The organism is Curtobacterium sp. C2H10, assembly GCF_025407985.1.
GTDB lineage: Bacteria > Actinomycetota > Actinomycetes > Actinomycetales > Microbacteriaceae > Curtobacterium.
Window position 1 is genome coordinate 1 of sequence record NZ_JABXGF010000080.1, and the last position, 10,246, is coordinate 10,246.

Below are 10,246 nucleotides of genomic sequence, written 5' to 3' on the forward strand. Positions count from 1 at the left end.
GGCTCGGCGGGTTCGCCGGCTCGGCGGCTCGCCGGCTCGGCGGCTCGGCGGGCTCGCCGGGCTCGCCGGCTCGCGAGCGGGCGATGTACACACCCCTCACGCCCGGCATGCGGCATGTTCCGCTCGCTCGCCGAGCCGCACGCGGCGTGTCCCGCCCGCTCGGCATTCCGGCCTGCCGCCGGCGCCAGCCGGCAGCGCCGAGGTCGCGCGAAGTGCCGCTCCCAGCGCTACCGGCCGGCCGTTCGTGCGACCTCGGCGACATGCACGCGGCGCGTCGTACGACCTCGGCACCCTGGAGGCGCGGCGCCAGTCCGCACCGCATCCCGCGGTGGAGCTCCGGTCACGTCCACCGCACGCGGGCCCACTTCGTGCGCGGGGCTGGCGCCCGGGGCCGAGGTCGCACGAAGTGCCGCTCCGAGCGCTACCGACCGGCCGTTCGTGCGACCTCGGCGACACGCACGCGGCGTGTCGTGCGACCTCGGCGAACGAACCCGGGGCGAACGACCCCGCGCGACCACGGGCGACCACGGGCGCCCGACCGCACGGCAGCCAGGTGGGCGCCGCGACCCGCCTACGAGTTCGCCGCCGCCTCGGCGTCCGCGCGCAACCGCATCCGCTGCGCGTCGATGTCCACGAGCTGCCGCTGGATCTCCGCCCGCCGATCGGCCTGCTCGTTCGGGTCCGCGCGCTGCAACTGCCCGAGCAGCGATGCCTTCCGCGCGAGCAGGTCCCGCTCCACCAGCGCGACGACGATGCTCCGCGCGTAGATGGCCAGGTCCTCGTCGGTGCGGGCCGGGATCGGTGCGAGCGCGAGCTCCTGCACGAGGCCACGGAACGGCCCCGGCACGTCCTGCAGCAACCGTTCGAGCCAGTCCCCCGCGCCGATCGCGTCGACGTTCGCCACGACGGCGTCCCGCACGACGGACAGCATCGGCGCCGAGAAGGTCGCGGCCGCCGCCAACCCGAGGAGCGGCGCGCCGACGTGCCCGGGCTGCTGCACCATCGCCATCACGGCGTCGCGCTCCATGCGGGTGATCGGGTCGCTCGGCAGGAGTCGGAGCCCGGCCACGGGCTCGTCCGGGACGGCGACCGCCTCGCCACCGGAGCCGGCGTGCGTGGCTGGAGCCGCGCCTCCTGAGCGGTGGTCGGTCGTCGACGCGCCCGCGCGCTGCCGGGCGTTCTCGACCGCGCGACGCACCTCGGGGATGTCGAGGCCGAGCCACTTGGCGGTCTCGCGCGTGTACGCCGTCGCGAGCGTCCGGTCGCGGATGCCCGCGACGACCGGTGCGGCGTCGCGGAGGCCGGCGACGCGCCCCTCGGCCGTCTCGATGTCGTGCGCCGCGAGCCGACGACGGATGATGAACTCGAACATCGGACGCTTCGTCTCGATGAGGCGCGTGACCGCGGCGTCACCCCGCGCCAGCCGGAGGTCGCACGGGTCGAGCCCGCCCGGCGCGACCGCGACGTAGGTCTGCGAGGCGAAGCGGCTCTCTTCCGCGAACGCCCGCGAGGCAGCGCGCTGCCCGGCCTCGTCCGGGTCGAACGTGAAGACGATGTTGCCGAGCTGCGAGAGGTCGCGGCTGGCCGAGTCGCCGAGCATCGGCCGGAGCACCTTGATGTGGTCGACGCCGAACGACGTGCCACAGGTGGCGACCGCGGTGGTGATGCCGGCGAGGTGGCACGCCATGACGTCGGTGTACCCCTCGACGATCACGACCTGCTTCTGCTTCGAGATGTCCCGCCGGGCGAGGTCGAGCCCGTAGAGCACCTGGCTCTTGTGGTAGATCGGGGTCTCGGGCGTGTTGAGGTACTTGGGGCCCTTGTCGTCCTCGAGCAGCCGCCGCGCACCGAAGCCGATCGTCGCCCCGGTGACGTCGCGGATCGGCCACATGAGGCGCCCGCGGAACCGGTCGTACGGCGACCGATCGCCCTGGCTGACGAGTCCGGCGGAGACGATCTCCTCGAGCGAGAACCCACGACCGCGCAGGTGGTCCCGCAGTGCGTCGTACGACTTCGGGGCGAAGCCGACGCCGAAGTGCTGCGCCGCCGCGGGGTCGAATCCGCGCTCACCGAGGAACTGCCGGGCCGGCTCGGCCGCCGCCGTCGTGAGCTGCGCGGTGTAGAACTGCTGCGCCGCCTCGTTCGCGGCGATGAGCCGCGCGCGGGCGTTGTAGTCGGTGCGGGGGCCGTCGCCCTCTTCGTAGTGGAGCGTGAAGCCGATCTTCGCGGCCATCCGCTCGACGGCTTCCTGGAAGGTCGTGTGGTCCTGCTTGATGACGAAGTCGAAGACGTCGCCGTCCTCGCCGCAGCCGAAGCAGTGGTACCGCCCGACCTGGGGACGGACGTGGAACGACGGGGAGCGTTCGTCGTGGAAGGGGCAGAGGCCCTTCAACGAGCCCACCCCGGCGGACTTCAGGGTCACGTAGTCGCCGACGACGTCGGCGATGTTGACACGCGAGCGGACCTCGTCGATGTCGTTCCGCGCGATCCTCCCAGCCACCCCTCGATCCTAGTTCGTGCGACCGACGTCGGCCGACCGTCACGAGACCTGTGGACAACGGCCAGGAGGCGCGGCTCGGCCCCGCCCCGCCGGCGCCGCCCCGCCGCGGGTCGCGGCCAGGGCGCAGCGCACGTGACCCGGGCCCGACCGTCAGACCGGGATGTGCACCGTCTCGCGGTCCCCGACCACGAGCCGCTTGTGCCACGCCAGCGCACCCTGGTCGGTCAGGCTCGCCACCTGGTCGACCACGGCCCGCAACCGCCCGGCGTCGTCGGACGCAGCACGCCAGTCCGCCGCGAAGCCCGGCTCGAGGTCGGCGCTGCCGCTCGCCGCGAGGGCGTCGAGGAGCTCGGTCAGGATCCGCCGCTGGTCCTCGTACACGGGCTGTCGATCGCCCTGCGTCATGACGAACGCCGCGACGATGCCCTTCAGCACCGCGATCTCGCCGATGATCTCGGGCGGGGTCACGACCGATGCCGCGAAGCGCACGAGGGAGCCCGAGGCGTAGGACTCCCGCGTCGCCGCGGTCGCCGTCCGCGCGAACCGACCGATCAGCTGCGAGGTGAGGTTCTTCAGCCGCGCCAGGTCTCGTCGCGACCCGTCGTAGGAGGTCATCCACAGCGGCAACGAGCGGAGCCGGTCGAACGCCTCGAGCAGCTCGTCGCGGCTGAGGTCCGAGCCGACCCAGGCGTGCATGGCCGACACGATGTCGTTCTCACCGACCCGGTCGCCCAGGGCAGCGACGTCGATGAACCCCGCGACGACGGCGTCCTCGAAGTCGTGCACCGAGTACGCGATGTCGTCCGACAGGTCCATGACCTGCGCCTCGATGCAGCGCTGCCGACGGGGAGCACCGGCACGGAGCCACTCGAACGCGTCGTGGTCGTCGTCGTAGAAGCCGAACTTGGTGCGGCCGGACGACGCCTCGGACACGCCCTGGGCCGCCGGCCACGGGTACTTGCAGCTGGCGTCGAGCGATGCCCGCGTGAGGTTCAGCCCGTACGGACGGTGGTCCTCGGGCTCGGCGCCGTACACCTTCGGCTCGAGCCGGGTGAGGAGCCGCAGCGTCTGCGCGTTCCCCTCGAACCCGCCGATGCCCGCTGCCCACGCGTTCACGGCCGTCTCGCCGTTGTGGCCGAACGGCGGGTGCCCGATGTCGTGCGCGAGGCAGGCGGTGTCCACGACGTCGGGGTCGAGACCGAGCGAGTCGGCGAGCTCGCGGCCGACCTGGGCGACCTCGAGCGAGTGCGTCAGGCGGTTCCGGGCGAAGTCGAGCCCGGTCGTCGGACTGAGCACCTGGGTCTTCGCGGCGAGCCGTCGCAGCGCGCTCGAGTGCAGGAGCCGGGCGCGGTCACGGGCGAAGTCCGACCGACGGTTGCCGTGGGTCTCGGGCAGCCAGCGTTCGGCGTCGGCCGGCCCGTACGAACTCGTGGCGCTCATCCGCCGCTGTGGTGCAGCTCGGCGGCGGCGAGGACCTTGCGGAACTCGCTGTCGACGTCGCGCGACTCGAGCCAGCGGTCGGGCAGGGCGGTGCGCTTCGGGTGGCCCGCACGACCTCGGGGCCCCTCGGCGTCGGCACCGGGGTAGGGAGCGCCGTGGTCGAGCTGCCCGAGCAGGTCGTCGATCTCCTGCAGGCTGGACGCCATCGCGAGCCCGGACCGGACATCGCCACCGATCGGGTACCCCTTGAAGTACCAGGCGACGTGCTTCCGGACGTCGCGGCAGCCGTGCTCCTCGCTGCCGAAGAACTCGACGAGCAGTTCGGCGTGCCGCTTGAACGCCACCGCCACCTCGCCGAGGGACGGCATGTAGCGCAGCCCCTCGCCGCGGAACGCCGCCGCGAGGTCGCCGAACAGCCACGGCCGACCCAAGCACCCGCGCCCGACGACGACGCCGTCCGCCCCGGTCTCGTCGATCATGCGGAGCGCGTCGGCAGCGGACCAGATGTCGCCGTTGCCGAGCACCGGGATGTCGGTGATGGTCTCCTTCAGCGTCGCGATCGCCGACCAGTCCGCATGGCCCGAGTAGTGCTCGTTGGCGGTGCGGGCGTGCAGGGAGACGGCCGCGACGCCGGCGTCCCGCGCGATGCGGGCGGCGTCGAGGTACGTGAGGTGGTCGCCGTCGATGCCCTTGCGCATCTTCACGGTGACGGGGACGTCCCCGGCGGCCCGGACGGTCTTCGTGACGAGTTCCTTGAAGAGGTCGAGCTTCCAGGGCAGGGCCGCTCCGCCGCCCTTGCGCGTGACCTTCGGCACGGGGCACCCGAAGTTGAGGTCGATGTGGTCGGCGCGGTCCTCGCCCACGAGGATCGTCGCCGCCTCGGCCACCGTGTTCGGCTCGACGCCGTACAGCTGGATCGACCGCGGGGTCTCGGACTCGTGGTGCTGGATGAGCTGCATCGACACGGGAGTGCGTTCGACGAGCGCGCGCGAGGTGATCATCTCGCACACGTACAAGCCGGCGCCGTACTCGCGGCAGAGCCGTCGGTAGGCCATGTTCGTGATGCCCGCCATCGGCGCGAGCACCACCGGCACGTCGACCTCGATAGGGCCGATGCGCAGGGGCTTCGCCGGACGGGTCGCCGTCCCGGGTGCGTCAGTGATCGTCATACGTCTCCCATCCTCCCACGTCGGTGCGCGCCGGTAGCGTTCTCCACATGACGACCGACGCCATCACCAGGTTCGACGCCGACGCACGGGCCCGGGGGCTCCGGGTCGACGTGGTCGAACGACCCGCCGCGGACTCCCTGCACGGGGCAGCCGCACTGCTCGGCATCGAGCCCGGCGACATCTTGAAGACCCTCGTCGTGAAGCGGCACGACGGCGGCTTCCTGCTCGCCCTCGTGCCCGGCGGCCGCGCCATCGCCTGGAAGAAGCTCCGCACCGTCGTCGGCGTCAACAAGCTCTCGATGCCCGACGCCGCCACCGCGCTCGAGGCCTCGGGCTACGAACGCGGCACCATCACGCCCATCGGCGCGACGGGCGACCTGCCGGTCTACGCCGACGAACGGATCCTCGGACGCCGGGTCGCCCTCGGCGCCGGTCGGCACGGCGCGAGCGCCTTCGTCGACGCCGACGACCTGGTCGCGGCCTACGGCGCGACGGTCGCCGACATCACCGACGAGGAACCCGTCCGCTAGCACCCGCTCAGTCGGGGACCTCGGTCCAGACGCCCTCGGCGCCGGGCACGAAGCACGAGTCGCCCTCGCAGACCGGCGCACCGCCGGACGTGACGAGCGTGAGCAGGGCGGGTCGCGCCTCCTGGCCGTCGGACTGGAGGCGCGGCTCGGCCGAGCCGTCGACGCGGACGTCCGTCATCGGGTCGCCTCCGCGTCTGCTGCCGCGTCCTCGGCGGACCGCTGCTCGGCCTCGGCGACGTCCGACGGGGTCGTCCCGCGGAGGGCGACGACCTGCGTCAGCACCTGCTCGAACGCAGCCGGGTCCTGCGCGCCGGAGACGCCGTACTTGCCGTCGATGACGAAGAACGGGACGCCGTTGATGCCGTACGCCTGCGCCTGCGCCTGGTCGGCGCGGACGGCCGCGAGCTGCGAGTCGTCGCGGAGCGTGGCGCGGACCTCGTCCGGGTCGAGACCGACCTCGGCCGCGAGGGACGCCAGCGACTCGTCCTGACCGACGTGCTCACCGCGCTCGAAGTAGGCGGCGAAGAGGCGCTCGACCATCTCGAGCTGCTTGCCCTGCTCCTTGGCCAGGTGGATGACCTGGTGCGCCTTCACCGTGTTGGTGTGGTGCATCGACTCGAAGTCGTAGTCGAGGCCCACGCTCGCGGCGATGCCGGAGACCTGGTCGAGCATCTGCTGCGCCTGCTCGACGGGCATGCCCTTGTGGCCGGAGAGGAACTCGGCCTCGGTGCCCTCGAAGTCCACGGGGGTGTCGGGGCTGAGCTCGAAGGAGTGGTACTCGACCTCGACCGGGGCGCCGTCCGGGGTCGAGGCGAAGGCGGCGACGCCGGCCTCGAACTTCCGCTTGCCGATGTAGCACCAGGGGCAGGCGATGTCCGACCAGACATCGACCTTCACAGAGTCGTTCATGCTGGTCGCAACCGGGGCCGCCGCAGCCGCATTCCCGCGCTGCCGGGCGCGGCGGGCGCAGCGCACAACCAAAAGCACCCCGCGCCGCGCGTCAGCGTGGTTCGGAGTGCCTTTGGTTGTGCGAACGGCCGCGCCGGCCGCGCCGCGCCTACGCGCCGAGCAACCGCGCCGCGAGGTACCCCTGCAGCTGGTCGAGCGCCACCCGCTCCTGCGACATCGTGTCGCGCTCGCGCACCGTCACGGCCTTGTCCTCGAGCGTGTCGAAGTCCACCGTGATGCAGAACGGCGTGCCGATCTCGTCGTGGCGACGGTAGCGACGGCCGATCGCTCCCGCGTCGTCGAAGTCCACGTTCCAGTACTTGCGCAGGTCGTCCGCGAGGCCACGCGCCACCGGCGACAGCTGCTCGTTGCGGGACAGCGGCAGGACGGCAGCCTTGACCGGAGCGAGCCGCGGGTCGAGCCGCAGGACCGTGCGCTTGTCGACGCCGCCCTTCGCGTTCGGCGCCTCGTCCTCGTGGTAGGCGTCGAGCAGGAACGCCATGAGCGCGCGGGTCAGACCGAACGACGGCTCGATGACGTACGGCACGTACTTCTCGTTCGCTGCCTGGTCGAAGTACCGGAGGTCCTTGCCGGAGGACTCGATGTGGTTGTTGAGGTCGAAGTCCGTGCGGTTCGCGACGCCCATGAGCTCGCCCCACTCGGTCCCCGCGAACCCGAAGCGGTACTCGATGTCGGCGGTGGCGTCGGAGTAGTGCGCGCGTTCCCCGTCCGGGACGTCGAAGCGCCGCAGGTTCTCCGGGTCGATGCCGAGGTCGGTGAAGAACGCGACCGAGTCGGCGATCCACTGCTCGTAGTGCTCCTGCGCGGAGGCCGGCAGGACGAAGTACTCGATCTCCATCTGCTCGAACTCGCGCGTCCGGAAGATGAAGTTGCCGGGCGTGATCTCGTTGCGGAAGGCCTTGCCGACCTGGCCGATGCCGAACGGGGGCTTCATGCGGCTGGTCGTCACGACCTGCGCGAAGTCCACGAAGATGCCCTGCGCGGTCTCGGGGCGGAGGAAGTTCAGGCCCTCTTCCGACTCGACCGGGCCGAGGTAGGTCTTGAGCATGCCGGAGAACTCGCGCGGCTCGGTCCACTGGCCGCGGGTGCCGCAGTTCGGGCACGCGATCTCGGCCATGCCACCCTCGGGCTGCCGGTCCTTCTTCGCCACGAACGCCTCGATGAGGTGGTCTTCGCGGAACCGGTGGTGGCAGTGCAGGCACTCGACGAGCGGGTCGGTGAACGTCGCGACGTGCCCGGACGCTTCCCACACCTTGCGCGGCAGGATCACGGCCGAGTCGAGGCCGACCATGTCACCGCGGCCGCGGACGAACCGCTGCCACCACTGCCGCTTGATGTTCTCCTTCAGCTCGACGCCGAGGGGCCCGTAGTCCCACGCGGAGCGCGATCCGCCGTAGATCTCCCCCGACTGGAACACGAAGCCACGGCCCTTGGCCAGGGCGATGACGCTGTCGAGACGGGAGGACTGTGCCACGGGATGCTCCAGAGGTCGCCGAGCTGGGTGCCCGGTTCGGAAACGTACCGGGCAAGCGTACCGGCCTCACGGGCCTCGGCGGACGGGAGGCGCGGTGCCTGTGGAGAACGGGCCTCACCCCTCCGGTCTGAAGCCGTCCACCGCGCCCAGCGCGTCCGCCACGCGCGTCACGTCGTCCTCGTCGTTCCAGAGGTGGAACGCCAGCCGGAGCCGACCGGCCCGCCCGCTCGCGGTGATCCCGGCTGCCGCGAGGGCCCGGAGGGCCGCGCCGTCCGCGTCCGCGAACGTCGTGATCGCCTGACCGCTCCGAGGTGACCCGAGCGTGTCGGCGAGCCGGTCCGTGAGACGCGTGGCGTGCCTCCAGGACGACGTCGCATCGAGCGCGGCGACGTGCCGGAGCGCAGCCACCGCGCCCGGCCATGCCTGCCAGGCCGGCGAGACGTCGAACCGACGCGCGTTGTCGGCGAGCCGCATCGCGGGGCCGTAGCAGGACGACCACACGTCGGCGCCCGCGTACCACCCGGCCTGCACGGGGCGGAGCCGTTCGAGCGCGGCGTCCGAGAACGTCGAGAAGGCGACCCCGCGCGGCGCGCACAGCCACTTGTACGCGTGCGTGACGGTCACGTCGAACGGGGCCGCGTCCACCGGGAGCACGCCGGCGGCCTGCGTGAGGTCGCACAGCGTGAGCGCGCCGACGGTCCGAGCCGCCTCGAGGACCGGCTCCGGATCGGTGACGACGCCGCTCGACGACTGCACCGCGGACCAGGCGACGAGCGACGTCCCGGGCCGCACCGCGTCGGCGAGGGAGGCGAGCGGAACGCTCCGGACCCGGACCCCGCGGTGCGCCTGCGCGAGGAACGGGAACACGAGCGAGCTGAAGTCGCCGTCGGGGACGACCACCTCGGCGCCGTCCGGCAGCGCAGCGGCGACGACCGCGACCATGGCGGAGGTCTGCGACCCCGTGGCGACCCGTGCCCGGTCGACGCCGACGATCCGCGCGAAGAGCGAGCGGCCCTCCTCGACGAGCGCACCGTACGCGACCGGCGTGGACGCGGCGTGCTCCCACTCGTCGAGGTCGGCGCGCATGGCGGCGAGCGTGCCGCGCGTGGGGAGTCCGGCGGTGCAGGCCGCGAGGTAGCCGGAGCCGTCGACGAAGGAGTCCATGCCTCGACGGTGGCGCGGGGTCGCCCATCACACCAGGGCAGGCTTCTTCGATCCCCCATAACATGACGTTGTGGACGACCTCGATCCCCAACTCCTCCGTGTGCTGCGCGCCGTCCGTGACGCCGGCTCGATCAGCCGCGCGGCCGCCGCCCTCGGGTACAGCCAGCCCGCGGTGAGCCAGCTGCTCGCCCGCGCCGAACGCCGGACGGGCCACGAGCTCGTGCTCCGCGGAGCGCGCGGCGTCACGCTCACAGAGTCGGGACGGGTCCTCGCCGACCACGCCCTCGCGGTGCAGGCAGCCCTGGCAGCAGCGCAGGAGGACCTCGACGCCGTCGGCGGCCTCGCCCGCGGACGGGTGCGGATCGCCGGGTTCCCGAGCGCGTCGTCGACCCTCGTGCCGCCGGTGCTCGCCGCGATGTCGGCCACGAGTCCGGGCGTGGTGACCTCGTACGTCGAGGCCGAACCGCCGGAGGCCGTCGAGTTGCTCCGCCGCGGCGAGGTCGACGTGGCGCTGACGTTCTCGCACGCGTTGCAGGGCGACGACGTCGGCGCCGACCCGACGCTCACGACCCGGGTGCTCGGTCGCGACCCGCTCGCCCTCGTGACGCTTGCCCCGGCACTGAGCGGGTCCGCGCACGGTGCCGACGCGGTCGCGGACCTCGCCGCCTTCCGCGAGGCGCGCTGGATCGGCGGGTGCCCGCGCTGCCGGGGGCACCTGCTCGCGTCGTGCGCCGCCTCCGGCTTCACCCCGGACATCGTCCTCGAGACGGACAACGCCGCGGCGGTCGTCGGGTTGGTCGCGGCGGGCCTCGGTGTGGCCCTGCTCCCCCGCCTCGCGCTCACGACCACCGTGGTGCCGCCCGGCGTCTCGGTCACGCCGGCGAGCGACGAGCTCGCGCGGCGCGAGGTCGAGCTCGAGGTGCGAGCAGAGTGCACGGGAGCCGTACGACAGCCCGGCGTCGCGGAGTTCGAGCACGGCGGGACCGCCACTGCCCGGGGC

Annotated in this window: 9 protein-coding genes; 2 read left to right on the forward strand and 7 right to left on the reverse strand. The window is 72.7% G+C overall.

Features of this window, described 5'->3' with window-relative positions; genetic code table 11:
• Nucleotides 1-571: 571 nt before the first annotated feature.
• From dnaG to dusB, 3 genes are all read right to left on the reverse strand, one after another.
• Nucleotides 572-2,500: a DNA primase gene (dnaG, locus tag HWD93_RS17680; protein WP_229085307.1), complete on the reverse strand. Its 1,929-nt coding sequence runs from the start codon at nucleotides 2,498-2,500 to the stop codon at nucleotides 572-574.
• 150 nt (nucleotides 2,501-2,650) lie between these two features.
• A complete protein-coding gene (locus HWD93_RS17685; protein ID WP_071294833.1) occupies nucleotides 2,651-3,940 on the reverse strand; it encodes a deoxyguanosinetriphosphate triphosphohydrolase in 1,290 nt (429 codons plus the stop codon).
• The gene (gene dusB, locus HWD93_RS17690; protein ID WP_261647525.1) at nucleotides 3,937-5,109 is read right to left on the reverse strand and encodes a tRNA dihydrouridine synthase DusB; all 1,173 of its coding nucleotides are present in this window, start codon (nucleotides 5,107-5,109) and stop codon (nucleotides 3,937-3,939) included. The genes HWD93_RS17685 and dusB overlap by 4 nt, the downstream gene beginning before the upstream one ends.
• A 47-nt stretch (nucleotides 5,110-5,156) precedes the next feature.
• On the opposite strand from dusB, the gene HWD93_RS17695 reads away from it, so the two are divergent.
• Nucleotides 5,157-5,639, forward strand: coding sequence for an aminoacyl-tRNA deacylase (locus HWD93_RS17695; protein ID WP_261647526.1), 483 nt, complete (start codon nucleotides 5,157-5,159; stop codon nucleotides 5,637-5,639).
• Nucleotides 5,640-5,646: 7 nt separating this feature from the next.
• Here the strand turns inward: HWD93_RS17695 and HWD93_RS17700 are convergent, their stop codons facing one another.
• The 4 genes from HWD93_RS17700 to HWD93_RS17715 form a co-directional block, all read right to left on the reverse strand.
• A complete protein-coding gene (locus tag HWD93_RS17700; RefSeq protein ID WP_261647527.1) occupies nucleotides 5,647-5,817 on the reverse strand; it encodes a hypothetical protein in 171 nt (56 codons plus the stop codon).
• The gene (locus HWD93_RS17705) at nucleotides 5,814-6,548 is read right to left on the reverse strand and encodes a DsbA family protein (protein WP_261647528.1); all 735 of its coding nucleotides are present in this window, start codon (nucleotides 6,546-6,548) and stop codon (nucleotides 5,814-5,816) included. Before HWD93_RS17705 ends, HWD93_RS17700 begins: the two co-directional genes overlap by 4 nt.
• Nucleotides 6,549-6,696: 148 nt before the next feature.
• Complete coding sequence (locus HWD93_RS17710) at nucleotides 6,697-8,082, reverse strand: glycine--tRNA ligase (RefSeq protein WP_261647529.1); 1,386 nt, start codon at nucleotides 8,080-8,082, stop codon at nucleotides 6,697-6,699.
• A gap of 114 nt (nucleotides 8,083-8,196) precedes the next feature.
• Nucleotides 8,197-9,246 (reverse strand): aminotransferase class V-fold PLP-dependent enzyme, encoded by a 1,050-nt coding sequence (locus tag HWD93_RS17715; protein ID WP_261647530.1) that lies wholly within the window; start codon nucleotides 9,244-9,246, stop codon nucleotides 8,197-8,199.
• 70 nt (nucleotides 9,247-9,316) lie between these two features.
• On the opposite strand from HWD93_RS17715, the gene HWD93_RS17720 reads away from it, so the two are divergent.
• Nucleotides 9,317-10,246 (forward strand): LysR family transcriptional regulator (locus HWD93_RS17720; protein ID WP_261647531.1); only part of this gene is annotated, 930 nt, incomplete at its 3' end.

Excerpts from the sequence above, each read along its gene's own strand:
- HWD93_RS17685 (WP_071294833.1), bottom strand. The coding sequence starts at position 3,940 with ATGAGCGCCACGAGTTCGTACGGGCCGGCCGACGCCGAACGCTGGCTG.
- dusB (WP_261647525.1), bottom strand. The coding sequence starts at position 5,109 with ATGACGATCACTGACGCACCCGGGACGGCGACCCGTCCGGCGAAGCCC.
- HWD93_RS17695 (WP_261647526.1), top strand. The coding sequence starts at position 5,157 with ATGACGACCGACGCCATCACCAGGTTCGACGCCGACGCACGGGCCCGG.
- HWD93_RS17700 (WP_261647527.1), bottom strand. The coding sequence starts at position 5,817 with ATGACGGACGTCCGCGTCGACGGCTCGGCCGAGCCGCGCCTCCAGTCC.
- HWD93_RS17705 (WP_261647528.1), bottom strand. The coding sequence starts at position 6,548 with ATGAACGACTCTGTGAAGGTCGATGTCTGGTCGGACATCGCCTGCCCC.
- HWD93_RS17715 (WP_261647530.1), bottom strand. The coding sequence starts at position 9,246 with ATGGACTCCTTCGTCGACGGCTCCGGCTACCTCGCGGCCTGCACCGCC.